The sequence below is a fragment of the Phreatobacter sp. genome, assembly GCF_022843985.1.
Lineage (GTDB): Bacteria > Pseudomonadota > Alphaproteobacteria > Rhizobiales > Phreatobacteraceae > Phreatobacter.
This window is the reverse complement of sequence record NZ_JALHMP010000022.1, coordinates 1-26533: the sequence shown is the minus strand read 5'-3', so window position 1 is coordinate 26533 and position 26533 is coordinate 1. Positions and strand designations below refer to the sequence as shown.

Below are 26533 nucleotides of genomic sequence, written 5' to 3'. Positions count from 1 at the left end.
TTGTCGCGGCGCCATCCGGCGTGCGCGGCCGGGTGCCCCGGCAGGAACGCGGGCCTTTAGCACGATCGGGGCGAAATGGCGAGAGCCGGTGATTCGCAGCAACCAGACGCCGCCCCTTCCCCCATGGCGGCGGCCCTCGAGGAGGCCCGCCGGGCGGCCGCCCGCGGCGAGGTCCCTGTCGGTGCGGTCATCGTCCGCGACGGTGTCGTGATCGCCCGGGCCGGCAATCGCACGCTCGCCGACCGCGACCCGACCGCCCATGCCGAGATCCTGGCGATCCGCCTCGCCTGTACGGCGCTCGGCTCCGAGCGGCTGCCCGGCTGCGATCTCTATGTGACGCTGGAACCCTGTCCGATGTGCGCCGCCGCCATCTCCTTCGCGCGCATCCGCCGGCTCTATTTCGGCGCTGCCGACATCAAGGGCGGCGCCGTCGAGAACGGCGTCCGGCTCTACGCGAGCCCCTCCTGCCATCACCGCCCGGAGGTCTACGGGGGACTGAGCGAGACGGCCGCAGCCGAACTGCTGCGCGACTTCTTCCGCGACCGGCGCTGAAGCTCAGGCGCCCGGCCGCGAGCCGAGGCGCGTGTCGCGCGCGATCATGCGCGTCAGGATGATGACCGGCACGATGCCGATCGCGACGATCACCAGCGCCCCGGTCGAGGCCTGGGCGAGGCGTTCGTCCGAGGCGAGATTGTAGACGCGGATGGCCAGCGTATCGAAGTTGAACGGCCGGACGATGATCGTCGCCGGCAGTTCCTTCAGCACGTCGACAAAGACGAGCAGCGCCGCGGTCAGCAGCGAGCGTCGCAGCATCGGCGCATGGATCGCGGCGGCCACCTTGGTGGCGCTGGCACCCAGCGTGCGCGCCGCCGCGTCGAGCGAGGCCGGGATCTGGTGCAGCCCGGATTCGACAGGGCCCGCCGCGACCGCCAGGAAGCGGACGAGATAGGCATAGAGCAGCGCGACGGCCGAGCCGGAGAACAGCAGTCCGGTCCCCGCGCCGAACGTCGCCTGCGACCAGCCGTCGAGGGCCCCGTCGAGCCCGCCGAGCGCCGTGAGGATACCGACGGCGATGACCGTGCCCGGTACGGCATAGCCGATGCTGGCGACGCGGATCACCGCACTGGTGAACAGGCCCGGTGCGATCCGTCCGGCATAGGCGACCATGGTCGCGGCGGTCACGACGACGAGGGCGGCGGCCCCGGCGAGGACGAAGGAATTCTGCGCATAGGCGAGGAAGCGGGGGTTGACCAGGGAGTCGCCGTCCATGGCATGCAGGCGCAGCAGCGCCGCGATCGGCAGGATGAAGCCGAGCAGCACCGGCAGGGCACAGGCGGCGAGGGCCGCCGCGGCGGCACGCGGCCTCAGCTGGAGCGGCGCGATGGTGCGGTGGCGCCGGCCGCCGGCACCGAAGCGGCGGCCGCGGCGTGCCAGGAATTCGACAGCCACCAGCAGCAGGACGAAACCGAGAAGACCTGTGGCGAGCTGGCCGGCGGCGACGCGGTCGCCGAGGCCGAACCAGGTCCGGTAGATCGTCGTCGTGAAGGTTGTGACACCGAAATACTGCACCGTGCCGAAATCGGCGAGGGCCTCCATCAGGGCCAGCGCGACGCCGGCGGCGATGGCCGGCCGGGCCATCGGCAGTCCGACGCGCAGGAAGGCCGACAGGGGGCTCGCCCCCAGTGTCCGGGCCGCCTCGAGCACGCAGGTCGACTGGTCGAGGAAGGCGGAGCGGGCGAGGAGATAGACGTAAGGGTAGAGCACCAGGGTCAGCATCAGGCTGACACCCGGCAGATTGTGAATGTCCGGGAACCAGTAGTCGCTGCGCGACCAGCCGAAGAATGCCCGGAGGCTGCTCTGGACGGGCCCGGCAACGGCCATGGCATCGGTATAGGCATAGCCGATAATATAGGCGGGAACGGCCAGCGGCAGCAGCAGCATCCATTCCAGCGCCCGCGACCCGGGAAACCGGCACAGCGTCACCAGCCAGGCGGTGCCGACGCCGATCACGGCGGTCCCGGCCCCCACCATCAGCATCAGCCCCAGCGTGTTCAGGACGATCTCGGTGAGGACCGTCTCCGCCAGATGGGCGATGGCGCCGCCGCTCTGCTGCACCACGCTGATGGCGACCGCCAGAATGGGCGTGATCACGACGGTCGCGAGAACCAGCGCCACGGCCAGCAACGCACGACGCCCGGCCATGAAGGCCGGGCGCGGGTCGGTCAGGGAAGGCTGGCCGAGAAGGGCATCGGTCAAGACAGGTCGTCACTTCCAGCCGGCGCGATCCATGATCTTCAGGGCTTCGGCATTGTTACGGGCGAACACGCGGGCATTCAGAGGATCCGCCTTGAAGGTGCCCCAGGCGGCGACCTGCGGCGGCGGCTCGACGCCGGCCACGACCGGATATTCCGAATTGCCCCAGGCGAAATAGCGCTGCGCGGCAGGAGTCGACAAGTACTCCAGGAAAGCTTTTGCCGCGTCGAGGTTCTTGGCGTGACGGGCGATGCCGGCCGCCGAGACGTTGAGATGGGTGCCGCGATCGGCCTGGTTGGGGAAAACCAGCCGCAGCTTCTCCACGACCGCCTTGTCCTCCGGCTTCTGGGACAGCGCCAGTCGGCCGAAATAATAGGTGTTGGAGATCGCCACGTCGCCCTCGCCGGCGGCCGCCGCCCGGATCTGGTCGGTGTCGCCGCCGCGCGGCTGCCTGGCGAGGTTGGCGACCAGGCCCCTCGCCCAGGTTTCGGTCTTTTCCGGCCCATGGGCGGCAAGCATCGCGCCGGTCATGGACTGGCTGTAGATGTTGGTGGAGGAGCGCGTCAGCACCTTTCCCTTCCACTTCGGGTCGGCGAGATCCTCGTAGGTGCGGATCGCACCCTCCGCGACCTTGTCCTTGGCGACGAAGAACACGCGTGCGCGGGTCGAGAAGGAGTACCAGTTGCCGTCGGGGTCGCGCAGGTTGGCCGGGATACGGCTGGCCAGCGTCTGGGAGGCGAACGGCTGCAGCAGACCCAGGGAGGAGGCCCGCTCGATGCGCCCGGCATCGACGGTGATCAGCACGTCGGCAGGCGAATTGGTGCCTTCGCTCTGCATGCGGGCGAGCAGTTGGTCAGGGCCCGCCTCGACCCGGTTGATGGCGAAGCCGGACTGCCGGGTGAAGTCGTTGTAGAGCGCCTCGTCCGTGTCGTAGTGCCGCGAGGAATAGAGGTTGAGCGTGCGCGTCTGGGCGCGCAGCAGGGCCGGGCTGGCGACAAGGAGGGCGGCGCCACCGAGAAGGGCGCGACGGGTCGGCGAGGATAGCATTGGAGTCTCCAGCGGGCTTGCGTCGAACAGACGGGATCACGAAAACCACGCGTTTGGCGCGGCATTCACTGGCTCCCATCCTATCGCACGGCCCATTCGCAGCAAGATGCGGCCGAAAGATTGGAATGACTCCAAAAAATGAATTGGAATGGCTCCAATCTTTGTGAATTGTTGATTGTTTAAGTCAGGTTGATATTCGGCGCTCGGCCGCTTGCAGTGGCTCAAGGGCGTTCGCTGCCGGGACCGGCGCACTCGAAAGACTGCGACCGAAACGCGCAGCCTGCTCAAATCAACGCCGACCGGCGGCCGCATAGGCGGCACTGCAGGCGACGAAATGATCGGTGCGGAACTGCCGGTCGGCCCGCCCATAGACCAGCGGGGCGCCGTCGGGGCGGGTCATCTCGCCCCCCGCCGCGGCGAGAACCGCATGGGCGGCGGCGATGTCCCATTCGGTGATGGAGGCGAAGCGGGCGCTGACATCGGCTTCGCCCTCGGCGATCAGCGTGTATTTCAGCGAGGACCCCACCGGGCGCTGGGCGGCGATGCCGCGCGCCGCATAGTAGGCGCTCGTCGCGGCGTCGGCATGGGACCGGCTGACCAGTGCCACCGGGCCGCTGGCGGGCAGGGGGCGGGTGCGGATGACGCGGCGTCCGGTCGCCGCGCCGATCGGCACGCCCGGCGGCAGGTCCATCGCCTCGGCCCGCCGGCCGGCCCCGATCCACAGCCGCGCGCGCGCCGGCGCATAGACGATGCCGGCCACTGGTCGCCCGGCAGTGACAAGCCCGATATTCACGGTGAACTCGCCATTCTGGCTGATGAACTCCCGCGTGCCGTCGAGCGGATCGACGGCGACGAGCGTTCCCTCGCAGACCGGCCAATGGCCGGCGGCGGCGGCCTCCTCGGCGAGAACGGGGACGCCCGGCAGCAGCCGGGCGAGGCCGGCGAGGATCACCGCTTCGGCCGCGGTGTCGGCCGCCGTCACCGGCGACCCGTCGCCCTTCACCGTCGCGACACCGCCGTAATGGGCCATGATGGCCGCCCCTGCCTCGCTCGCCAGGGTGCCGAGCGCGTCGAGCAGGCCTGCGTCCTGAAAGATGCTGTCCATCTTGTCTGACTAGGCGATGCGCCGCCGCGAAGGAAGTGTCTCGTCCGGCGACATCCGCGCAACACTTTCTTCACCGCCTTTCTTGGCAGGCTGTTCACCCGGCTCGGCGATGATGAACACAGCGTTAGGGACATTCCACGCATTTTCGGAAAAGCCGATGAGTGTTGCGTTCGGCACACAGCGCCCGGGTCGCCGGGCCTTCACCTGGTTCGCCCTGGCCACCGTCGCCCTGACGATGGCCGCCTGCGGTCGCTATGCCTATGAGCGGCGCGAGCAGTGGCGCTCCGAACTCGAGAGCCGCTGCATGGCCTCGGGGGCGGTGCAGATGTCGCGCTATGTCCAGCGCACCACCACGATCAACGGCCCCGGCACCTGCGGCATGGACTATCCGCTGCGGGTCGCCGCCCAGGCGCGCGGGCAGGTCGCCTATGACCGGCCGCAGACGCTCGCCTGCCAGATGGTGCCGACGGTCGACCGCTGGATCGACACTGTGGTGCAGCCGGCGGCCCAGCGCTGGTTCGGTGCCGCCGTGGTCGAGGTCAAGGCCGGCTCCTATGCCTGCCGCGGCATCCGCGGCGGCCGCTCGGGCCGCATGTCGGAACACGCCTTCGGCAATGCCCTCGATGTCTTCGCCTTCATCCTCAGCAGCGGCCATACCGTGGTGATCCGCCAGCACTGGCGCGGTGACACGGCCGAATCCGGCTTCCTGCGCGAGGTCTTCGTGCGGGCCTGCGATCATTTCACCACGGTCCTCGGGCCGGGCGCCGATGCCTTCCACTACGACCATTTCCACCTCGACCTCGCCCGCCACGACCCGCGCTGGACGCGCCGGGTCTGCCGGCCGCGGCCGGAGACGGTGCAGATGCTGCAGCCCGCCGCCCCCGCCGGTGCCTTCGGCTTCGGCATGAGCCAGCGGGGCCTGCTGACACGCTGAGGCCCGATCGGCTGCGGCAGCCTTTCGGTCCCCCGCCGCATCCCCTACATTCCGGCAAGCCGCCGTCCGCACGGAGCGTGCCGCCTTGCAGAATTCGTTGCTCGCCGTCGCCCTCGCCTTCATCGCCGCCATCGTCACGGCGGTGGTCGGGCCTTGGCTGGTCGACTGGAACGGCTACAAGCCGCAGATCGAGGCGGAGGCCACGCGTCTCTTCGGCACGCCCGTCCGCATTGGTGGCGACCTCTCCATCCGCCTTCTGCCCACGATCCGCATCGATGCGCGGGACGTGGTCATCGGCACCGAGCGCAGCGGCGCGCGGATCGGCCGGCTGCATGGCGAATTGCGCGTCGCGCCGCTGTTGCGCGGCGAGGCCTCGCTCAACGCCCTGCACCTGCGCGACGCCGACGTGCGGCTGCTGCTCGGCCAGGTACCCGGCCGCGTCTTCCCCATCGAGGCGCTCACCGTCGAGAATGCGCGCCTGTCCGTCGCCGAGGGCAGCGGGCCCGCCACCCTGGTGGCCGAGCGCATGATGCTCGCGGGCGAATCCCGTGGCGTCAGCGGACCGGTGCGCCTGGAGGGCTCGGCGACGGTCGGCGAGAGCGTCTTGCCGCTGCATCTGATGATGAGTCTGGCCGACCAGGGAGACCTGCTGCTGCGGCTGCGGGTTCCCGAGCGCCGCGACGGCCCCGGACTGGAAGCGGAGGGGACGATCGGCGCGGAGGGACGGCAGCGCTTCGACGGCACCCTCATCCTCACCGGCCGGACCGGCCGTCTGCCCTGGCGGCTCTCGGGCCCGGCCGCGGTCACCGCCCAGGCCCTCGTCATGCAGCGCGCCGAGGCGCAGGTCGGCTCCGGTGACCGCATCGCCCGGGCGACAGGCTCGCTGCGCCAGGATTTCGGCCCGCAGGGCGGCCTCGACGTCGTCGTCTCCGCCCGGCAGGTCGATCTCGACCGGCTGATCGAAGGCCCGCCGCGCACAGCGCGCGACGTGCTCGCCCAGCTTCTGGCCGAGGTGCCGCGGCTGGCCGGTGGCACCCTCCCCGTGACGGTCGGCTTCGACATTGCCGGCGCGACCCTCGGCGGGGCGCCGCTCGGCGACATCAGCGGCGACATGGCGGCCGACGGCGGCCGCTGGCTGGTCAAGGCCTTTTCCGGCCGCCTGCCCGGCGATGCGGCGGTCGAGGCGACCGGGGAGGTGACGCTCGCCGGCGAGATGGGCTTTAGCGGCACCGTCTCGGTCAATGCCGCGCGCCCCGGCGTGCTGCTGTCCTGGCTCGACGGGCAGCCGACGCCGCCGGGGACCCTCGATGATCCCCTCCGCCTGACCACCCGCATGACGGTCGATGCCGGCCGCCTGCTGCTCGATGACATCACCGCGCAGACGGCGGCCGGGCAGACCGCGGGCCGCATCGCGCTCGACGTTCCGGCGCTCGGCCGCCACGCCTTCCAGGCCGAACTCACAGCCGATGCGCTCGATCTCGACCTCATGCTGCGCATCGCCCGCGGCGCTGGCACCCGGCTCGACCCGGCCACCGACACCCGCATCCAGTTGCGGGCCAGCCAGGCCCGCTTCGCCGGATTCCTCGCCCGTGACGTCGATCTCGCCGTCGCCACCGACGGGCGCACCTTCGAGGCGGAAAGGTTGCGGGTGGGCGATCTCGCCGGCTTCGGCCTCGACCTGACGGGCCGCCTCGACGGCCTCGGGGGGCCGCTGCTCGGCCGCCTCTCCGGCCGCCTGCGGGCCGCCAATACCGACGGTCTGGTCGCGCTGCTGCTGCGCGATGACAGGTCGAGGGCTCTGGCGGAATGGATAAGGGACCGGGCTCCCTCGCTGGCTGATGCCGATCTCGGGCTCACCTTCGCGGCGAGCGGGCGCTCGGCGCTCGGCCTCAGGATCGAGGGGCGGGTCGGCGATGCCAATGTCCAGATCGACGCCGCCGGCGCCGGCGATCCCTTCGCACCCGCCGGGTTGACCGGGCGTGTCGCCCTCGTCCTCGACGCGCCGCGCGCCGACCAGATCTTCGCGCTGGTCAGCGGCACGGCCGCACCGTCCCCGACGCCGGTGGCGCGCACCCAGCTCTCCGCCCAGATCGAGCGTCCCGACGCGACCCTGACGCGGCTCAGGGGCTCGCTGGTCTCCGCAGGCAGCACCCTGTCCTTCGAGGCGGATCGCGGCGCCGGCGGCGCAGCCCGGCTCGCTGCCGCGCTGCGCTCCGACGACGTGTCGACGCTGATGCCGCTCGCCGGAGTTCCCGCCGAACTTGCCGGCCGCCTGCCGGCGACCTTCGATCTGACGGCGGTCGCGGAGGGGGCTGACTGGCGCACCGAGCGGGCGGAGGGCCGCTTCGGCGCCACGGCGGTCGCCGCCCGTCTGTCCGGTCGGGGATGGTCGGGCCGCGGCGAGGTGAGCCTCGGCGACATTCCTGGCGAGGCGGTGCTGGCGCTGCTGTCCGGGCCGGCCTGGCTGATCGACGCCGGCGCCGGCGAATTCGCCGCGGCAGCCTTCGGCGACACGATCCTCGACCGGGTGGAGGCCGATCTTGCCATCCGCATCGCCCGGGTCGACCTCGGCGACTACCCGGCCTTGACCGGTCTTGCGGCGCGCCTGGTCCGCCAGGGCCGCGCCACATCGCTGCGCGCCATCAGCGCGGCGCTTGGCGCGGCGCGCCTCGACGGCAGCCTGACGCTCGACCGCTCCGCCCTGCGCACACTGCTCTCGGCCCGCCTCGCTCTGGCCGGAATCCCCGCCGCCCTGGCATGGCCGGGTGCCACTGGCGACCTCGCTGTCACCGCCGAACTCGCCGCCGACGGGGCCACGCCCGCCGCCCTCGTCGCCGGCATCAACGGCACCGGTCGCCTCGCTTTCCGTGCGGCCACCCTCACCGGCGCCGATCCGGCGGCGCTGGCGCGCGTGACCCGTCAGGCGGAGATCGCCCAGGATCTCGACCGGCCGATGACCGATATGGCCTTCGGGGCGTCCCTCGCCCAGGCGCTGCAAACCGGCGTCCCCCTCGGCGAGGGACAGTCGCCGCTCAGCATTGTCGGTCTGACGGCGCGTGCCGGCACAGCCGCCTTTGCCGTGCCGGGCGGTCGCCTGACCTGGTCCGGCGGCTTCGATCTCAGGGACGGGACCCTGGGCGCCCAGGTCCGGATCGCGCCTGATCCGATTCCCGAGGCGGAGACCATGCCGGTCATCGCCATGCAGTTCGCCGGGCCCATCGGGGCGCCCGTCCGCAGCATCGATACAGACGACGTCTCCGGCTGGCTCGGCCTGCGGCTGATCGACCGCGCCGCCCTGCGGATCCGGCTGGCCGAAAGCGACCGGCTCGAGCGCGCTCGCCAGCGCGCCTTCTCCCGCTTCACCGCCGTGCCGCCGCCCCAGGTCCAGATCGCGCTGCCACCCATGCCGCCGCCGGTCGCGGCCGAGATGTTCCTGACGCCGCAGCCGGCCAGGGAGACCGCGACTCCCGCAGTCCTGTCTGTGGATCCGCCCCAGGAGACGGCACCGGTTCCCGCCCCGCGCCCCGCCGCGCCGCGCGTCGCCCCCGCGCCGGTCGCCACTGATCTGCCCGGACTGGTACGCCGGGCGCTCGACGGCGCCCGCCCGACCCCGCCCGCCGGCACCGGCGCGCCGCTGTCGATCCTGCCGCCGCTGCCCCCGCCGGTCGACGTGGGGCCTGCTCCGGGCATGCGGCGCTGAAGGCCTTTCGCTGAGGCGCGGGCTCCCCTATATTCATCGGGCCGGGGCAACCCGGCTATGGTGATAAACGGCCATCGCAATAAGCCTTTCGGACCCGGGGGCAGTACCCGGCGCCTCCACCAGAAGGGCCCTTCAGGGGCGTTTCTGATGGGGGCGAAATAGGATCGACGAGGGTGTAAAGGGTGGGCTTTTGCTCGGCATGGTTCCGCCGTTATCGGGCCGTCTCAATAGTTGCCAACGACAACTATGCTCCGGTGGCCGTTGCCGCGTAATGCGGTAATAGTACCGAAATCAAGTCCTTGCGGGTAGCACTGTAAGGCGGGGTTCGGAGGCACCTGGCAACAGAAGCCTCCACTTCTCTCCGGTCCGCGGCGCGGCGGCCAGGGGGTGTCCCGCCCAGCGCGACAGAAGGCCCCGGGTCCGTTCTGCGATCGACCAGCTCATGCCAACAGACCTCATCCGCTACGATCTTCTGGCCCAGGACGCCCTGCGCGGCGTCGTCCGCCGTGTCCTCGTCGACGCAGCGCGCGACGGCCTGCCCGGCGACCATCATTTCTACATCACCTTCGACACCCGCGCTCCCGGCGTGCGCCTGTCCAACCGGATGCGGGAGAAATACCCGCTGGAAATGACCGTGGTGCTGCAGCACCAGTACTGGGACCTGATCATCACCGAACACAGTTTCGAGGTCGGCCTGTCCTTCGGCGGCATTCCCGAGCGTCTCCTCGTGCCCTTCGACTCGGTGAAGGGCTTCTTCGACCCCTCCGTGCAGTTCGGCCTTCAGTTCGAGGTCGCCGGTGCCGAGCGCGACAAGGGCGATGTCGGGGTCAAGGAAATCACCCCCCGTCTTTCGGCCGATCCCGACGCGCCTGCGTCCGCCGGATCGTCCGCGCCATCGCCTGTCGCGGCCCGCCGTGACGATGCTGCCGACGCCGAAAAAACTGAGCCGGCTGCCGCGATCTCGGAGTCGACCGGCGCAGAGGTGGTCAGTCTCGACAAATTTCGCAAGAAATAGACTCGTCGGTTCGTCCGACCGTCGCAGCGCGTCCTCGGCAGCCCGTGCGGCCCGGACAGCCCGACGGTATTGAGAGACGGTTTCCTTGCCGGCCGCTGCTGGCTACACAATCGGCGGCGCTCCCCTTGAAAGGCCGGCACCGGTCGCCGAAATTTTTCGGCATCGGAGGGAACCGCAACGTTGTTTGCGAATTTGGAATGTTACCATGGGTGACATCGTCAATTTGAAGCGTGTACGCAAACGCAAGGCCCGCGAGGCCGAGGCCCTTGGCGCCGATGCCAACCGCCTGCGCTTTGGTCGTCCAACCAGCGATCGAAAGCTCGACGAGGCCCGCGAGGCCCTCGACGCCCGTCGTCTGGATGGTCACAAGCGCCCGGAGTGAAACTGCATGAAGAGCCACGTCGTCAAACGTTCGATCGTCGTCGAGGGCCACAAGACCAGCGTCAGCCTGGAAGATGAATTCTGGAATGCGCTGAAGGAAATTGCCGCCGAACGCCGCGAGACCCTGTCCGATCTGGTCGGCCAGATCGATGGCGGCCGGACCCATGGCAATCTGTCGTCTTCCATCCGTCTCTTCGTCCTCGACCATTACCGTACGAGAAGCACGACGGCCGGCTGACGCTCCCCCGCCGCAGACCACTTGCTCCGCCTGTTATCGGACCTGTGAATCTCCCTCTGCTTGTGTTCCGGGAGTTGACATGATGTCATCCGCGCGCAAGAGCACGGGGTGACAACTGGTCTCGATACGATGCTCCGGAGTGGGGGGACGATGCAGGACGAGAATGTGAGCGTGGTCGCGGAGACGCGTGGGCTGGTGAAGAGCCCACAGGATATGTTCGCCGGACTCTTCATTATCGCCTTTGGGCTGGCATGCCTCTGGGCCTCTTCCAATCTGAGCGGCGGCCGCGGCGCCAATCTCGGTCCCGGCTCCTTCCCGCGGGGCCTGTCCTTTCTCCTGATGGCGGTCGGCGGGATCATCGTCTTCCAGGCCTTGACCGTGGTCGGTCCGCGCCTGGAAGCCTGGTCGATCCGCGGTCCCGTCTTTGTCCTTGGCGCGGTGCTCATCTTCGCCATGACGATCCGCGGCACGACACTTAACATCCCCGGCATTGGCCGCACGGATCTGCTCCCGCCGCTCGGTCTGATTGTCGCCGGGCCGCTGACCCTCATCGTCGCAAGTCTCGCTTCAACCGAGCGCAACTGGACGCAGACATTCATCTTCTCGGCCTGTATGACGGCCTTCTGCATCCTCCTGTTCAAAGTCGCATTGAGGCTGCCGATCCCGGTTGCCCCCTGGGCCGGCTGGTAAGGCGCGTCACATGGATATGGTTGCCAATCTGGCGCTCGGCTTCGGCGTCGCCTTCACCATCAAGAATCTTGGCCTCTGCTTCCTCGGCTGCATGATCGGCACGCTGATCGGCGTGCTGCCCGGCGTCGGCCCCATCGCCACCATCGCCATGCTGCTGCCGATCACTTTCGGCCTCGACCCGGTCGGCGCCCTCATCATGCTGGCGGGCATCTATTATGGCGCCCAGTATGGCGGCTCGACCACGGCGATCCTGGTCAACATCCCCGGCGAGGCGACCTCCATCGTCACCGTTCTCGACGGCCACCAGATGGCCCGCAACGGCCGCGCCGGCGCCGCCCTCGGCATCGCCGCTATCGGTTCCTTCTTTGCCGGCACCGTCGCCACCATCGTCATCGCCGCCCTCGCCGCGCCGCTGACCCGCGTCGCCCTCCTCTTCGGACCGGCGGAATATTTCTCGCTCATGGTCATGGGCCTGATCTTCGCGGTGGTGCTCGCCCGTGGCTCGGTCATCAAGGCCGTCGCCATGGTGCTGCTCGGCCTGACGCTCTCAACCGTCGGCCAGGACCTGGAAACCGGCGCCGACCGCATGACATTCGGCTGGCCGGAACTGTCGGACGGCATCGACTTCACCACCATTGCCATGGGCATGTTCGGCTTCGCGGAAATCCTCCGGAACCTGGAATCGCCCGAGACGCGCGATGTGCTGAAGAGCAAGATCGGCAGCCTGCTCCCGAACTGGGAGGAGATGAAACGGTCGGTCACGCCGATCCTGCGCGGCACGGGCCTCGGCGCTGCGCTCGGCATCCTGCCCGGCAACGGCGCCGTCCTCGGCCCCTTCGCCAGCTACACGCTGGAGAAGAAGATCGCCAAGGATCCCTCACGCTTCGGCAAGGGCGCCATCGAGGGCGTCGCAGGTCCGGAAAGCGCCAACAATGCCGGCGCCCAGACCTCCTTCATCCCGCTGCTGACCCTCGGCATCCCGCCCAACGCGGTGATGGCGCTGATGGTCGGCGCCATGACCATCCATGGCATCGTGCCGGGTCCGCAGGTCATGGAGAAGCGGCCCGATCTCTTCTGGGGCATGATCGCCTCGATGTGGATCGGCAACCTCATGCTGCTCATCATCAACCTGCCGATGATCGGCATCTGGGTGAAGCTGCTGAAGGTGCCCTACCGCATGCTGTTCCCCTCGATCCTGATGTTCTGCTGCATCGGCATCTACTCGGTGAACAACAACCCCTTCGACGTCATGATCACCGCCTTCTTCGGCCTGGTCGGCTACGCCTTCATCAAGATGGGCTTCGAGGTCGCGCCGCTGCTGCTCGGCTTCGTTCTCGGCAGGCTGATGGAGGAATATCTCCGCCGCTCCATCCTGATGTCGCGCGGCGACTGGTCGGTCTTCGTCGACTTCGTCAACCGGCCGATCTCGGCCTTCCTGATCGCCATTGCGGTGCTGATGCTGGTCATCTCCTTCCTGCCGGCGATCACCAAGAAGCGCAACACCGTCTTCGTCGAGTGACCGTCCTCGCCGGCGGCGCCCCGCGCGCCGCCGGTCGCCACGCCGCGGCGGCGTAACACCGGCCGGTCCGGACCCGAACAGGGGCGATAGAGGGCATGTTGCCCTCGCAACCGCCCGGAGGTCCTCGCCATGACCGGCACCGCGACATTGTCCCGCCGCGCCCTTGGCGCCCTCGTCGTTCTCTCAGTGTCCGGCCTGTCGACGGTGTCCTCCTTGGCCGGGCCCGAGATCTATACCGGCACCCTGTCCAGCCTGGCCGCCGACGGCTACGATGTCGTCGCCTTCCACACCGAGGGCCGCCCGGTGCGTGGCGACAGCCGGTTCACCCACCGCTGGAAGAATGCCACCTGGCGCTTTGCCAGTGCCGCTGCGCGCGACGCCTTCGCCGCCGCACCGGAGCGTTATGCGCCGGCCTATGGCGGCCATTGCGCCTGGGCCGCCGCGCAGGGTTACCGGGCCGCCGGCGACCCCCGCCACTGGCACATCGTCGCCGGCCGCCTCTATCTCAATTATGACGCCCGGGTGCATCGGACCTGGCTCACCGATGTCCCCGGCTTCATCGCCGCCGCCGACAGCAAATGGCCCACGCTCGCCGCGCGCTGACCGTGCGACCGCGTCGCCCATCGGGATTTTGACGGAGGCGGCGGGCAGGGACGGCGCGACCGGGCCGATGGTAGTCTCCTGCCGTTCCGGCAGCTGAAGCCGGGCGATGCCACAGAGCAGGGGAGAATCGACGTGAGCGACTGGCTGGCCGATGTGAAGAAATATGCGCCGAAAGCGGACGAGGCGGCTGTCGCCGGTCTGGTCCGCTATCTCGGTATCGCGCTCAGGAACCGCGATTCCTCCCTCGTCTCCTTCAGCGACCCGGAAGAGGTCGCCCGGGTGAAGAAGAATTTCTGCATGAAGAAGCTGGCCCTCACCGACGAGGCCGCCATCGACGCCGCCCTGGCCAAGGTCGGTGCGGCCATGAAGGCCGACAAGACCAAGAACCGCGTCACCGTCTATTACCTGCTCGCCGACCATTTCAAGAAACTCGACCTCTTCATCAAGAAGTGACGGCCTGACGAGCCGACCAAGACCACGAGCGCCGCCCCCGGGGCGGCGTTTTCGTGTGGAAGCAGGTCTTGTCACCCGCCCCGCTGCTGCCGCCGGGTGGCGAACCGCGCTATAAGAAGCCTCCACGGATTCGCTCCCCTCGGAGGCCGCGATGCGCCAGTACCACGACCTGATGGAGCACGTGCTCAGGCACGGCGCGCGCAAGGACGACCGCACGGGCACCGGCACGCTCTCGGTCTTCGGCCACCAGATGCGCTTCGACCTGTCGGAGGGCTTCCCGATGGTCACCACCAAGAAGCTGCACCTGAAGTCGATCATCCACGAACTCCTGTGGTTCCTGAAGGGCGACACCAACATCGCCTATCTCAAGGCCAACGGCGTCAGCATCTGGGACGAATGGGCCGATGCGGACGGCAATCTCGGCCCGGTCTATGGCAAGCAATGGCGCTCCTGGGCCGCCCCCGACGGGCGCAGCATCGACCAGATCGCCCAGCTGGTGAGGATGCTGAAGACCAATCCGGATTCCCGCCGCCTCATCGTCTCGGCCTGGAATCCGGCCGATGTCGAGGCCATGGCGCTGCCGCCCTGCCACTGCCTGTTCCAGTTCTACGTCGCCGACGGCAAGCTCTCCTGCCAGCTCTACCAGCGCTCGGCCGACATTTTCCTCGGCGTGCCCTTCAACATCGCCTCCTACGCGCTCTTGACCCTCATGCTGGCGCAGGTGGCGGGCCTGAAGCCCGGCGACTTCGTCCACACGCTCGGCGACGCCCATATCTACGCCAACCACATCGAACAGGCCGAACTGCAACTCAGCCGGCCGCTGCGCCCCCTGCCGGTCATGACGCTGAACCCTGATGTGACCGACCTTTTCGCCTTCACCTACGAGGACTTCACGCTGACGGGCTACGAGCCGCATCCCGCCATCAAGGCGCCGGTGGCGGTGTAAGGCGATCCACATGAGTTTCGGCTTGAAGCGAACGGATCTCCATCGGTTGGCCGAAGCCAAGTATGATGATGCGCTCTTGCTTCTGTCCCACAGGCGGCCATCAAACGCACACTATCTGGCGGGGTATGCGGTTGAGATAGGCCTCAAGGCTTGCATAGCTTTGCAATTTTCGGCTCACGCTATCCCTGATCGACGTTTCGTCACGGCGGTCTATACCCATTCGCTGAAGGATTTGGTCAATCTTGCTGGACTGACCGCCGAGATGAGGCGGCAGCAGAACGCTGACGTCCATTTCGCCGCCAATTGGTCTGTCGTGGTACAATGGTCGGAAGAAAGTCGGTATCAGATGATCGATGAACTGACCGCGGCCGGCATGGTGGATGCGGTCGGCAATCCTGACCACGGAGTGCTCCCATGGCTGAAATTGCACTGGTAGGCCCCGACGTCGGTGGCGCGCGTGCTTTGATGTCCTTGCTCGAAGCCGATGGACTCACCATCAAAGCGGCCGTCTTCGTTCTTTCCCCGGAAGGGTCCAATTGGCGGCTTTGGCTTGAGTTTGCGGAGCCCTTTACCGACAAGCGGGAGGCTTATCGGCGGATCGCAAGCATTGTGGCGGCCCATCAGCACGAGATTGGTGGCATCGACACGAGTGACATTGACCTCGTCGCCTCCAACAACAAGGCGCTAGATGCGTTGGGACGAATGATGCGGGTCGGTGCGGGAGGTCAGGTGCAGCTGTCTAACAGCATGTTCAACGGGGTGTTTCTCCCGGAGGCGATCATCCTGAAGATGGATCGCTGAGGTTGTTCACTTGACTCCCATCGTGCTCATCGCCGCCGTCGCCGCCAACGGCGCCATCGGCCGCGACAACCGCCTGCTCTGGCGGCTGAAGGCTGACATGGCGCATTTCCGTGCCGCCACCGCGGGACTGCCGCTGGTCATGGGGCGCAAGACCTTCGAGAGCTTCGGCGGCAAGCCGCTGCCGAAGCGGCTCAACATCGTCGCCTCGCGCCAGCCCGGCCTGTCACTGCCGGGCGCGGTGGTCACGGGGTCGCTGGATCGGGCCCTGGCGATCGCCCATGCGGCGGCGCTGCGGTCGGGCGCTCCCGCGATTGCCGTCCTCGGCGGCGCCGACATCTACACCCAGGCGCTGCCGCGCGCCGACCGGCTCCTCATCACCCATGTCGATGCCACTCCGGAGGCCGACACCTTTTTCCCGGCCATCGATCCGGCGGTCTGGACCGGCGAAACGCGCGCCAGCTACCCCGCCGGCCCCGACGACGACCATCCTTTCCGCATCGTCGCCTATCGCCGGGCCAGCGGCGGAACGCCGCATGGCGCCACGCCCGGTGCCGACACGGTGCCCGCTGAGGCCCGCGCAACCGCCTGCAGAGGCGCCAATCTTCACCAAGACGCCTATTCCTCAGCCTGCGCAGCCACGCCGCGTTGAAAGCAGCGAAGCGGTCTTCTATATCCGTGCCTGACTTCACGCGCCTTCGGGCGTGAGCGGGGCTTCGGCCCCGCCTTCAAGCGAGGACAGTTCATGCCGTGGAACAATCAAGGCGGCGGCGGCCCATGGGGCGGCGGCGGCGGCGCAGGTGGTGGCGGCGGCAGCGGCGGCGGGCCACGTGGCCCCTGGGGGCAGGGCCCTCAGGGCGGTGGCGGCGGTGGCGGCGGTGGCGGTGGTAACCAGCCGCCCGACCTCGAGGAGCTGATCCGCCGGAGCCAGGAGCGCCTGAAGAACGTCCTCCCGGGGGGCGGTGGCAATATCGGCGCCAAGGGCATCGCCCTGATCGGCGTGCTCGGCGTCATCATCTATGGCCTCACCGGCTTCTTCACGGTCAGCCAGAACGAGGTCGCGGTGAACACCGTCTTCGGCCGGCATATCGGCAATGCCGCGCCGGGCCTCAACTGGAACCCGCCGGCGCCCTTCGGCGCGGTGTTCAAGGTGCCCGTCACCGACGTGCGGCGCACCGAGGTCGGCTACCGGTCCGGCGGCGGCGCGCGTGGCGCCAACCGTGAGGTGCCCGAAGAGAGCCTGATGCTGACCGGCGACGAGAACATCGTCGACATCGATCTCGAAGTGCAGTGGGACGTCAACGCGGCGCAGGTCGCCAGTTTCGTCTTCCAGCTTCAGAACCCGGAAGGCACGGTGAAGGCCGTGGCGGAGAGCGCGTTGCGCGAGTCCATCGGCCGGCGCAACATCCAGAACATCCTGACCGTCGACCAGGCGGCGATCGCCGCCGAAATCCGCCAGATCATGCAGCGGATCATGGACGACTATCAGTCCGGCGTGAACATCCGCGTCGTTCAGCTGCTGTCGGCGCTGCCGCCGGCACCGGTGCGCAACTCCTTCCTCGACGTCAACGCGGCCCAGCAGGACCAGACGCGCGTCCAGAACGAGGCACGTACCTATGCCAACCAGGTGGTTCCGGAGGCGCGCGGTCGTGCCTCGCAGATCCTCCAGGAGGCCGAGGCCTATCGCGACCGCGTCGTCGCCGAGGCCAGCGGTCAGGCGAGCCGCTTCACCCAGGTCTTCGAACAGTACCGCCTGTCTCCGGACGTGACGCGCGAGCGCATGTTCCTCGAGACGATGGAACGCATCTTCGGTGGCACCGAGAAGGTGATCATCGACCAGGCCGGCGGCAATCCCGTGCAGCCCTTCCTGCCGCTCGACCAGATCATGCGCCCGGCCCCGGCGGCCGGAACATCGGGCGGCGCGGCCGCCACGAGGACTCCGCGATGAACTCTTCCCTGAAACTCGTCTTCGGCGTCGTCACAGCGCTGGCTCTCTTCGCCCTCGCCAACGCCTTCTTCATCGTCCAGATGACGCAACATGCCATCGTGCTGCGCTTCGGCCAGGTCGTGCGCGAGCCGATCAGCGAGCCGGGCCTCTATTTCAAGGTCCCGTTCATCGAGAACGTGGTGACGGTCGACAAGCGCATCCTCGACCTCGACCTGCCGGTCCAGACGGTGCTCTCGACCGACCGTCAGAACCTCGATGTCGACGCCTTCGCTCGCTACCGCATCACCCAGCCGCTCCGCTTCTTCCAGACGGTGCGGACCATTCCCAACGCCAACACCCGCCTGGCGAGCTTCGTCAATTCCTCAATGCGCAACATCATCGCCGGCGCCACCATGGCGCAGCTGATCCGCACGGATCGCGACCGGCTCATGAACCGCATCCAGGAAGAGGTGAACCGCGAGGCGACCACCCTCGGCGTCGCCATCGTCGATCTGCGTCTGACCCGCGTCGACCTGCCCCAGGTCAACCAGGAGGCGGTGTTCAACCGCATGCAGACCGAGCGCCGTCAGGAAGCGGCCGACCTGCGGGCCACCGGCCAGCAGGCCGCGGTCACGATCCGCGCCCGCGCCGACCGCGAGGTCGTCGGCATTCTCGCCGAGGCCGACCGCCGTTCGGAAGAGCTGCGCGGTGCCGGCGATGCCGAGCGCAACAAGATCTTTGCCGAGGCCTTCAACCGCGATCCGGACTTCTTCTCCTTCTACCGGACCATGCAGGCCTATGAGCAGAGCATGAAGCAGGGCGATACCCGCATGGTGTTGTCGCCCAATTCGGACTTCTTCCGCTACTTCGGAGATCCCTCCGGGCGCCGGAACGGTCTGAGGGCCCCGGCAGCGCCCGGGTCCCCGGCTCCGGCGCCGGGCACACCGGCACCGGCCACCGGCAACTGAGCCGATCCCGCTTCAGGACAGGGCCGTCGCGACAACCTCGCGGCGGCCCTGTCCCAATAGCCAAACGCCATGCAAGACTTTCTCGTCGCCATAGGTCTCGTTCTCGTGATCGAGGGGCTGATCCTCGCAGCCTTCCCCTCGCGTATACGGGATGCGCTTGAAACCATGCGCGTGACGCCCGACCAGCAATTGCGCGTCGTCGGTCTCGTCGCCGCCGTTCTGGGAACGATCGTCGTCTGGTGGATGCGCGGCTGAAGGCGGCGCGCTCACCGGCCCCGACAAAAGACCCGATTGACAAGGGCCCTCCGAGGCTTGATGGGAAGTCCAGCCTTGCTCGGCCCGTACGACAAGTAGATATCACATGGCTCAGTTCACGCTTCCGAAGAACTCGAAGATCACCGAGGGAAAGACCTGGCCGAAGCCGCCGGGCTCCAACCGTCTGAGCGAGTTCCGCATCTACCGCTGGAACCCGGACGATGGTGCCAATCCGCGCATCGACACCTACTACGTCGACCGCGACGATTGCGGCCCGATGGTGCTCGACGGCCTCATCTGGATCAAGAACAAGGTCGACCCGACCCTGACCTTCCGCCGCTCCTGCCGCGAGGGCATCTGCGGTTCCTGCGCCATGAACATCGACGGCACCAACACCCTGGCCTGCACCAAGGGCATGGACGAGGTGAGTGGCAGCCAGGTGAAGGTCTACCCGCTGCCGCACATGCCGGTGGTCAAGGACCTCGTCCCCGACCTGACGCGCTTCTACGCCCAGCACGCCTCAATCGAGCCCTGGCTCAAGACGACGACCGCCCGTCCCGAGAAGGAATGGCGCCAGTCGAAGGAGGACCGCGAGAAGCTCGACGGCCTCTATGAATGCATCCTCTGCGCCTGCTGCTCGACCTCCTGCCCGAGCTACTGGTGGAACGGTGACCGCTATCTCGGTCCGGCAATCCTGCTGCAGGCCTATCGCTGGCTGATCGATTCCCGCGACGAGGCCACCGGCGAGCGCCTCGACAATCTCGAGGACCCGTTCCGCCTCTATCGCTGCCACACGATCATGAACTGCTCCAAGGCCTGCCCGAAGGGTCTGAACCCCGCCAAGGCCATCGCCGAGATCAAGAAGATGATGGTGGCGCGTCAGGTCTGACGCGCGGCCGGCCACGGGACCTGGCGCCTGGCCGCAGTCCCGCCGCAAGAAACAGGCTGCATCAGCCTCAACGGTCGGTTAACCAGAACCTGAACATCGTCCGGTTGTCGCCGGCCTGCCACGGAATTGCCGCTGCAGGGCATCATCGTGGCCAGACTCGCGCGCCGCGCGATCTCTCTTGGGTGAACCGTTCCATGGGTATGCGCCCCGCCGCACTGTTGCTCTGCTCCGTCGCCCTCGCCGGATGCACCTCCTCGTCCCGCTTCGGCGATACCGGCGGCGCACCCGTCGGCTGGGGCCGGTCCGACACCATGGCGCGGACCGAGGTGCAGCCGCAGATCCGGCCGGCGCCGTCCGACGACATCATTCCCGGCGGCCAGCCCGGCGCCGGCGGCGCCGTCGAGAGCCAGGAGATCGCGCCACCCTCCGTCTCGGGGCGGTCGGATACCGGCCCCCCTGCGGTGGAGACCGCGCTGGCGCCCGGCGCGCCCCCTGCGCAGCCGCAGATCATGCAGCCCGAGCCGCAGCAGCGCGGTGCCCCGCCGCCCGCCGTCGTCTCCGCCCTGCCGCGGCAGGAACGCGCCGCGTCCGGCGCCACCAGCGTTGCCGGTACCTGGACGGTGACCGATGCGGGCGATCGCTGCCGCATCACCCTGACCTCCACACCGCTCTTCGAATTCTACCGCGCCAGCCCGCAGAACTGCCGGGCGCCCTCGCTCGCCCGGATCAACGCCTGGGAGCAGCGCGGCGCGGAGATCGTCCTGTTGCAGCCGGGGGGCCGCGTGGCCGCCCGCCTGTCCCCGCAGGGCGGTGGCGCCTATTCCGGCGCGACCGCCACCGGCGCCCCCGTCAGCATGGCCCGCTGAGGGTTCAGCCCCCGGCGAGCGGCCTGCGCACCGTCGCCGCGCCCTCGCGCAGCAATCCGATCTGCCTGTCGATGATGCTCGCCGTGGCCGCAGCCGAGTCGGCGACCACCTCGCGCCAGAGCGACAGCGGCGTTGCCGGCCGCGCCGTCACCGTGGCGCAACTGTCTCCGGAGGCGGTGGTGATCGTCCCCTCGAAACGGGCGGCAAGGCGCTGCATGCCGCGGTTGGAGGACAGGCAGGTCATGACCAGTCCGGTCAGGCCGCGATTGCGGGCGGTGAGCAGCAGGCGGCCGAACAGCGCCGAGCCGATGCCGGTGAGCCGCCAGGCATCCTCGACGGTGACCGCCACCTCGCCGGTCCGGCCGGGCATCAGCCGCAGTTCCGCGGCGCCGCGCATCACCCCCTCGACCAGGAAACCGTGGACCACCGCATCCGGGCCGAGTGCCCGCCCGGCATAGGTGGTCACTCAACCAAAAGGTAAGAATATCAGAGCAGAAAGTGAGAAAATTACAGCGCGACGGGGCCCCTTGGCGAGGAATGGAACACGCTCAGAATGCCCCGATCGCCAAACCTCGGCGAGCCTAACTGCGATGCGCGTCAAATTGTGGTGTGGAGCAACTGTCAGGCGCTCGAAAGTTTGTCCTTAAATGCTGAAAGAGTGTCCTCAATTCCCGAATGATGTTCCTCACCGCGTCCGGGAATGAGCGCTGGAGTACGGCGGCTGGTTCCAGCCGGAGTGTCAGGGCCGGGAATTTATTTCCTTAGGGCATAAGATGAATTGCCTTGAGGCGGCAAAAACCTGCCTTACGGCGTGAACTCGTGGGAATGGAAGCGCTTGAGAAAAAGGGGCCTCGTATCGAGCTCAAGCCGATCACATGCCCAGAGGGAGGGACCTCTGACGCTTTCGACTGCGATGAGCGTTGATACCCGTCGGCATTGCAAGACATCTCTGCAACACCCAGCGAGCAAAGCGAGGCTTGCGTCGAAATTCGTAGCTCGCTCGACCTCCGCATCTGTTCCTTGCCGGCCTCTCGCGCTACGATTCAAGCGATTAAGAAACCGATCTTTGAGGATAATGTCAGGCGCTCGAAAGTTTGTCCTTAAATGCTGAAAGAGTGTCCTCAATTCCCGAATGATGTTCCTCACCGCGTCCGGGAATGAGCGCTGGAGTACGGCGGCTGGTTCCAGCCGGAGTGTCAGGGCCGGGAATTTATTTCCTTAGGGCATAAGATGAATTGCCTTGAGGCGGCAAAAACCTGCCTTACGGCGTGAACTCGTGGGAATGGAAGCGCTTGAGAAAAAGGGGCCTCGTATCGAGCTCAAGCCGATCACATGCCCAGAGGGAGGGACCTCTGACGCTTTCGACTGCGATGAGCGTTGATACCCGTCGGCATTGCAAGACATCTCTGCAACACCCAGCGAGCAAAGCGAGGCTTGCGTCGAAATTCGTAGCTCGCTCGACCTCCGCATCTGTTCCTTGCCGGCCTCTCGCGCTACGATTCAAGCGATTAAGAAACCGATCTTTGAGGATAAGCGTTCACAGTGCCTTCAGTGCGCGGGAGGGCGCGGAGCACAACGAGATGGCAACGGCCAAGCAGATGGTCGCCCTGATCAGAGGGCATGTCCAACGGGATGATGAGCAATTCTTGTCTCTCGCGCTGCAGGTTGCTGCCTCGGAAGCCCGTCAAGGGCGCCAGGACGTAGCTGACGAAATCAAGAAGCTGGTCGATCAAGGACGGAGTGGAACAGCTCCTGCGGTAAAGCCGATCCCGTTGGCGCGTCCTCGCGCCGAGCTTGAGGAGATCATCTCTGCCTCCTATCCCAAAACGAAGCTAACGGATGTCGTCCTCGGTCCGGACATCAAGACTCGCCTGGAGCGGTTAATCCGCCATCAGTCCCAGCGCGCCGTCCTGCGGCAGCATGGTCGGCGCCCCATCACACATATCCTGCTTGTCGGACCGCCGGGGACGGGCAAGACGCTCACCGCTTCGGCGCTGGCGGGCGAACTTCATCTTCCCTTGTTCCGCCTCCGGCTCGATACGCTAATTACGCGCTATCTCGGTGAGACGGCCACGAAACTGAGGCTTGTTTTCGACCAGATCCACTCTGTCCGAGGGGTTTATCTCTTCGACGAATTCGACGCCCTCGGGACGCAGCGCAACCAGTCCGGCGAGGTCGGCGAGATGCGGCGCGTGCTGAACTCGTTCCTGCAGTTCCTGGAAGAGGATAATGGCACGGACAGCTTGATCGTCGGGGCCACGAACCATCCCGAGCTTCTTGATCGAGCGCTGTTCCGCAGGTTCGGCGACGTGTTACGATATGATTTCCCCACGGCGGAGGAGATCTGCAGCCTCGTGACCTCACTGGTCGACCGGCGCGTCTCAAAGGCGTTCGACTGGCCCAGCATCACGCAGGCGGCCACTGGTTTGTCCCAAGCTGACATTGTGACGGCTGTCGATGACGTCATCAAGGACGCCATTCTCGACGGCAACCGCAAGGTTTCCGAGACTCTTCTGGCGGATGCGTTTATCGCCCGCAAGTTATCGCGGGACGCGCTTCAGAGGCTCTGACCCTCTATACTATCCTAAGGGCTGTTCGATTCGGCAGCGGTTGGGGCTAGGTAGATGTCGGAAGGGGCGGCAGGCGGCGGTGGTCGAAAGGCTCATTTGCGGATTGATCGGCTCCGCCAGACGCGCGCCTTCAAGGGGCAGGGCGTCAACATCAAGGACAAGTTCAAGCGAGAGAACCGCGCTGAATTCGGGCAGCGGCTGCTTGATCAGATTGTCATGGCCTTCGGCCAGGCCGACGTCGAGAAGACGCTCCTCGGCGTGACCGAACAGCTTGGAAAAACCGGCGCCTACATATCGGTCGACCGCCCTGCCAAACTGCCCCAGGAAAAATTGCAACAGAAATCCTATGGCGTTCTAGTAGGGGCTGTAACGGAAATGCTGCGCCGCACCGATGCCGACACTCTCGAGCGGGTGTCCTACTTCGTTCCCGACGACATGCGCGAGAGTCTTAAGGAGCAGATCAAGCAGTATCGCGACAGCGAAGGGGCCAACAAGCCGAACGCCGTGCATAAGCGCTTCGATGAGGTCGAAGCGATCGCCTTCAATGGCCTTGCCGGTTTATGGACATCGCCTGATCCGTTGCCCGGGAACGACGAAGTCGGCTGGTTCGAGCTTTGGCTGCGTCGGAAAGCCAAGAAAGACGCACCTGACGCCGAAGCCTATCTGGACAGGCGCAAGGATGCCCTCGGCTTGCACCTCTCCCAGGAAAAGCTGAAATTTCCAGAATTCGTCGTCCGGTTCATCAGGGCGACCGGAGGCTCGTTGCGGCGGCTTGTCCGCGAGCTGAACGTCTACGTGGCGGAGGTCAGACCCGCACGGATCGACGCCTCAGTGTTCACGACGGTCAGGTCTGATGGCGTCGCCCCAATCGAGTGGGTGGAGGACGCCGTCCGTCGTCTAGGCGCCGCACCGGAAGGCCCCTACGTGACCTTGCACGACACCGGAGTGAACCGGGCTCATCCTATGCTGCGGCCTTTGCTGGATGAGAGCGACATGCATGCGCGAGCGCAGTCATGGTCGACGGACGATCATGACGGACATGGAACAAACATGGCCGGCATCGCGGCTTTCGGCGATCTTCAGTTCAGGCTCCAGGATCAAGACCCGATCCGTCCAACGCATCGGCTCGAGTCCTACAAGATGCTGCCGCCCAACGGCCACAACCCGCCTGAGACGTGGGGGCTCGTCGTCAGGGACGCGATGTCCGATCTGGATGTCGCCTCTCCGCACCGCGAGCGAGTCCACTGCTGCACAGTAACGGCGCAGTCTTCGTTGACAGGCCTGGCCACAACGTGGAGCGCAGCGATCGACGCCGCGACATCAGGGGCCTGCGAAATCGAGGAAATCGGCCCGAGACGTCTCTGGTTGCAGGCGGTGGGCAATATTCTTCCGCACGAGTGGTCCGCAAATGAGGACTTGCGCGACCATCCGATTGAAGACCCGGCGCAGGCCTGGAACGCCCTTTCCGTGGGGGGCTACACGGAGAGAACGCAGATTTCCGAGCCCACCATGCGTGGTTGGGAAGTCGCGGCGCGAACCGGCGACCGCAGTCCCTACAGCAGGGCGAGCTTGGCGTGGGATCGCAGCCAGGCACCGCAGAAGCCCGAAGTAGTTTTTGAGGCCGGCAACTGGGCCAAGGATCCTGCCGGCGGTTTCGTGAGCGGCATCGACAGCCTGTCGATGCTGACGACCGGGAGGGACGTTATCAACCGGCCGCTTGAATGCACAGAGATGACAAGCCCTGCCGCCGCGCGAGCCGCAGGTTTCGCAGCCGAGATCCTGAGCGCGAACCCTGGCCTCTGGCCCGAGACCGTCCGCGCCTTGATGGTCCATTCCGCTGACTGGACGCCCGAGATGCGGCGACGGTTGGGCGGAAGACCCACCAAAGAGCACTGCGCCTCCATGATCCGGCAGTTCGGGTTCGGCGTGCCTGACCGAGCGCGGGCGCTCGCGAGCACGACCAACGACCTAGCGCTGTTGGCAGAATCCGAGATCAAGCCCTTCAGGCGCATCAGGAGCAGGAACGAGGAGACTGGGGCCGAGACATCCCGCATCGGCCTCAATGAAGCCCATTACTACACGCTGCCATGGCCTAGAAATATTCTCGAAGAGCATTTCAAGGAGCAGGTGTCGCTCAAGGTCACGTTGTCTTGGTTCGTGGAGCCCAATCCCGGGGCGATGGGGTCGCGCTACCCCGACATCTATCGCAGTTATGGACTCAAATGGGATCTCCAGAGGGCCGGTGAACCGGAAGAAGTCTTCATGGCCCGGACGAACGCCGCCGAACCGCAAGGCGACGAGGAGGGTCCAGATGACTCGGGCTGGCTGCTTGGCAACAAGCATAGCCGGGCCGGCTCCCTGCAATGCGATGTCTGGAACGGCGATGTCGCATCGCTCCTAAGCCGTCGCATGATCTGCGTGCGCCCCCTGAAGGGGTGGTGGATGACCCGAGGAAAGGACAAGCGGTATGCGCTTAACGGTCGCTACGCTTTGGTCGTCTCGTTGTCGGCTCGCGGCCTGCCCGTCGACGTTCACGCAGCGCTATCTGCCGAGATCGAAGCGTTGATCACAGCGATGACGCCGATCGAAGCCACAGACGCATGATGATGTAAGCCTCTCAAGCTGCCATTTTATCCCGGTGCCCCTAAGACCCTGCGGATGCGGCCCGTCGCGCTCGTACTTGGTAGCGCGAAGATGCCGGACGGGGCGGCCGATGCGCCTGTTGGTCCCGCACTCAGAATTGCTCCTGCGGGGATCCATGCGATCAGCTGGAAGCCTCGTCTACCTCGGCAGATGCGAGGTAGACCGGATCGATTCTCAGACATAAGGCCGGTTGGCAGCTTCGGTTTGTGTCAATCCTCGTGGGGCGCATGAGGAAATGAGACGATGATTTCAATACGTCTTTTGAGACTTGGGAGGGGCCTGTGGCGGTTCAGCCTAGACCGCTCCCCCGCGCGTCTCACAAACGGTCCTTCTGCAGACTAGCAACCGACCAGTTGGTTCAGCTTTTAAGCCCAAAGCGGAAACTGGGAATGTCCGCTTGGGGCTCAGACGGCTTCGTTGGAAATCAAGTAATTTGCACCGCGCCGAACGGAAGTTGTGCTGACCTGCCACTGCTTTGTCATCCAGCGGCGGTTAGAGACTCGACGACGCCCGCTCGAAAATGGAGGCTTGGCGTAGAGACTACAACGAGGTCCGGTCACACAGCGCCATCGGCAACAAGCCCCCGATCGCGCTGATGAACGGCTCTCCGGCACCCCCGCCGGCATGACCTTAACCCCGGAAAATTCCAGCTCCGGCTGGCTTAGAAACGGGTAGCGCTTCAACCAACCGCCGGGACAAACTCAAGGCTGGATAGAAACTGGGGGCAACGTCA

At 66.8% G+C, this 26533-nt stretch carries 25 protein-coding genes, 1 other RNA gene and 1 pseudogene; 23 read left to right on the top strand and 4 right to left on the bottom strand.

Going from position 1 to position 26533, the window contains the following annotated elements; all coding sequences use genetic code 11:
• Positions 1 to 123 precede the first annotated feature (123 nt).
• Positions 124 to 552: a nucleoside deaminase gene (locus Q0C57_RS15110; RefSeq protein ID WP_296577263.1), complete on the top strand. Its 429-nt coding sequence runs from the start codon at positions 124 to 126 to the stop codon at positions 550 to 552.
• 3 nt (positions 553 to 555) lie between these two features.
• On the opposite strand, the gene Q0C57_RS15105 is transcribed toward Q0C57_RS15110, so the two are convergent.
• From Q0C57_RS15105 to Q0C57_RS15095, 3 genes are all read right to left on the bottom strand, one after another.
• Positions 556 to 2256 (bottom strand): iron ABC transporter permease, encoded by a 1701-nt coding sequence (locus Q0C57_RS15105; protein WP_296577262.1) that lies wholly within the window; start codon positions 2254 to 2256, stop codon positions 556 to 558.
• A 9-nt stretch (positions 2257 to 2265) separates the two neighbouring features.
• Positions 2266 to 3300, bottom strand: coding sequence for a Fe(3+) ABC transporter substrate-binding protein (locus Q0C57_RS15100; protein WP_296577261.1), 1035 nt, complete (start codon positions 3298 to 3300; stop codon positions 2266 to 2268).
• Between the two features lie 289 nt (positions 3301 to 3589).
• The gene (locus Q0C57_RS15095) at positions 3590 to 4405 is read right to left on the bottom strand and encodes a 3'(2'),5'-bisphosphate nucleotidase CysQ (protein ID WP_296577260.1); all 816 of its coding nucleotides are present in this window, start codon (positions 4403 to 4405) and stop codon (positions 3590 to 3592) included.
• A gap of 157 nt (positions 4406 to 4562) precedes the next feature.
• On the opposite strand from Q0C57_RS15095, the gene Q0C57_RS15090 reads away from it, so the two are divergent.
• The 19 genes from Q0C57_RS15090 (at position 4563) to Q0C57_RS15000 (ending at position 20587) form a co-directional block, all read left to right on the top strand.
• Positions 4563 to 5339, top strand: coding sequence for an extensin family protein (locus tag Q0C57_RS15090; protein WP_296577259.1), 777 nt, complete (start codon positions 4563 to 4565; stop codon positions 5337 to 5339).
• A gap of 85 nt (positions 5340 to 5424) precedes the next feature.
• The gene (locus Q0C57_RS15085) at positions 5425 to 9039 is read left to right on the top strand and encodes an AsmA family protein (protein ID WP_296577258.1); all 3615 of its coding nucleotides are present in this window, start codon (positions 5425 to 5427) and stop codon (positions 9037 to 9039) included.
• 1 nt (position 9040) lies between these two features.
• Positions 9041 to 9395: a transfer-messenger RNA gene (gene ssrA / locus Q0C57_RS15080) on the top strand.
• Positions 9396 to 9481: 86 nt separating this feature from the next.
• Positions 9482 to 10054, top strand: coding sequence for a ClpXP protease specificity-enhancing factor SspB (locus tag Q0C57_RS15075; protein ID WP_296577257.1), 573 nt, complete (start codon positions 9482 to 9484; stop codon positions 10052 to 10054).
• A 205-nt stretch (positions 10055 to 10259) separates the two neighbouring features.
• Positions 10260 to 10436, top strand: a complete 177-nt coding sequence (locus Q0C57_RS15070) for a DUF4169 family protein (protein ID WP_296577256.1) — start codon at positions 10260 to 10262, stop codon at positions 10434 to 10436.
• 6 nt (positions 10437 to 10442) lie between these two features.
• The gene (locus tag Q0C57_RS15065) at positions 10443 to 10673 is read left to right on the top strand and encodes a ribbon-helix-helix domain-containing protein (RefSeq protein ID WP_296577255.1); all 231 of its coding nucleotides are present in this window, start codon (positions 10443 to 10445) and stop codon (positions 10671 to 10673) included.
• 150 nt (positions 10674 to 10823) lie between these two features.
• Positions 10824 to 11363: a tripartite tricarboxylate transporter TctB family protein gene (locus Q0C57_RS15060; protein ID WP_296577254.1), complete on the top strand. Its 540-nt coding sequence runs from the start codon at positions 10824 to 10826 to the stop codon at positions 11361 to 11363.
• A gap of 10 nt (positions 11364 to 11373) precedes the next feature.
• The gene (locus Q0C57_RS15055; protein WP_296577253.1) at positions 11374 to 12882 is read left to right on the top strand and encodes a tripartite tricarboxylate transporter permease; all 1509 of its coding nucleotides are present in this window, start codon (positions 11374 to 11376) and stop codon (positions 12880 to 12882) included.
• A gap of 129 nt (positions 12883 to 13011) precedes the next feature.
• Positions 13012 to 13485 (top strand): YHS domain-containing (seleno)protein, encoded by a 474-nt coding sequence (locus tag Q0C57_RS15050; protein ID WP_296577252.1) that lies wholly within the window; start codon positions 13012 to 13014, stop codon positions 13483 to 13485.
• Between the two features lie 132 nt (positions 13486 to 13617).
• Positions 13618 to 13938 (top strand): DUF2853 family protein, encoded by a 321-nt coding sequence (locus Q0C57_RS15045; protein ID WP_296577251.1) that lies wholly within the window; start codon positions 13618 to 13620, stop codon positions 13936 to 13938.
• A 151-nt stretch (positions 13939 to 14089) separates the two neighbouring features.
• On the top strand, positions 14090 to 14884 hold the full coding sequence (locus tag Q0C57_RS15040; RefSeq protein ID WP_296577250.1) for a thymidylate synthase: 795 nt from the start codon (positions 14090 to 14092) through the stop codon (positions 14882 to 14884).
• A 10-nt stretch (positions 14885 to 14894) separates the two neighbouring features.
• Complete coding sequence (locus Q0C57_RS15035; RefSeq protein WP_296577249.1) at positions 14895 to 15320, top strand: hypothetical protein; 426 nt, start codon at positions 14895 to 14897, stop codon at positions 15318 to 15320.
• Positions 15299 to 15685, top strand: coding sequence for a hypothetical protein (locus tag Q0C57_RS15030; RefSeq protein WP_296577248.1), 387 nt, complete (start codon positions 15299 to 15301; stop codon positions 15683 to 15685). The genes Q0C57_RS15035 and Q0C57_RS15030 overlap by 22 nt, the downstream gene beginning before the upstream one ends.
• 10 nt (positions 15686 to 15695) lie before the next feature.
• The gene (locus tag Q0C57_RS15025; protein ID WP_366937834.1) at positions 15696 to 16334 is read left to right on the top strand and encodes a dihydrofolate reductase; all 639 of its coding nucleotides are present in this window, start codon (positions 15696 to 15698) and stop codon (positions 16332 to 16334) included.
• 93 nt (positions 16335 to 16427) lie between these two features.
• The gene (hflK, locus tag Q0C57_RS15020; protein ID WP_296577247.1) at positions 16428 to 17630 is read left to right on the top strand and encodes an FtsH protease activity modulator HflK; all 1203 of its coding nucleotides are present in this window, start codon (positions 16428 to 16430) and stop codon (positions 17628 to 17630) included.
• Positions 17627 to 18577 (top strand): protease modulator HflC, encoded by a 951-nt coding sequence (gene hflC, locus Q0C57_RS15015; protein WP_296577246.1) that lies wholly within the window; start codon positions 17627 to 17629, stop codon positions 18575 to 18577. The genes hflK and hflC overlap by 4 nt, the downstream gene beginning before the upstream one ends.
• A 69-nt stretch (positions 18578 to 18646) precedes the next feature.
• Positions 18647 to 18832: a DUF2065 domain-containing protein gene (locus tag Q0C57_RS15010; protein WP_296577245.1), complete on the top strand. Its 186-nt coding sequence runs from the start codon at positions 18647 to 18649 to the stop codon at positions 18830 to 18832.
• 106 nt (positions 18833 to 18938) lie between these two features.
• Complete coding sequence (locus tag Q0C57_RS15005) at positions 18939 to 19721, top strand: succinate dehydrogenase iron-sulfur subunit (RefSeq protein WP_296577244.1); 783 nt, start codon at positions 18939 to 18941, stop codon at positions 19719 to 19721.
• A 194-nt stretch (positions 19722 to 19915) separates the two neighbouring features.
• Positions 19916 to 20587: an AprI/Inh family metalloprotease inhibitor gene (locus Q0C57_RS15000; protein WP_296577243.1), complete on the top strand. Its 672-nt coding sequence runs from the start codon at positions 19916 to 19918 to the stop codon at positions 20585 to 20587.
• Positions 20588 to 20591: 4 nt separating this feature from the next.
• Here Q0C57_RS15000 and Q0C57_RS14995 read toward each other — a convergent pair whose 3' ends face one another.
• On the bottom strand, positions 20592 to 21053 hold the full coding sequence (locus Q0C57_RS14995; RefSeq protein WP_296577242.1) for a GNAT family N-acetyltransferase: 462 nt from the start codon (positions 21051 to 21053) through the stop codon (positions 20592 to 20594).
• 1114 nt (positions 21054 to 22167) lie between these two features.
• On the opposite strand from Q0C57_RS14995, the gene Q0C57_RS14990 reads away from it, so the two are divergent.
• The 3 genes and pseudogenes from Q0C57_RS14990 to Q0C57_RS14980 form a co-directional block, all read left to right on the top strand.
• Positions 22168 to 23157, top strand: coding sequence for an AAA family ATPase (locus Q0C57_RS14990; RefSeq protein ID WP_108179766.1), 990 nt, complete (start codon positions 22168 to 22170; stop codon positions 23155 to 23157).
• A 54-nt stretch (positions 23158 to 23211) separates the two neighbouring features.
• Positions 23212 to 25761 carry a S8 family peptidase gene (locus tag Q0C57_RS14985; RefSeq protein WP_296577241.1) on the top strand — a complete coding sequence of 850 codons (2550 nt, stop codon included), beginning with the start codon at positions 23212 to 23214 and terminating at the stop codon, positions 25759 to 25761.
• A gap of 538 nt (positions 25762 to 26299) precedes the next feature.
• Positions 26300 to 26428: pseudogene (locus tag Q0C57_RS14980) on the top strand (integrase core domain-containing protein); the annotation flags it as partial.
• Positions 26429 to 26533 lie beyond the last annotated feature (105 nt).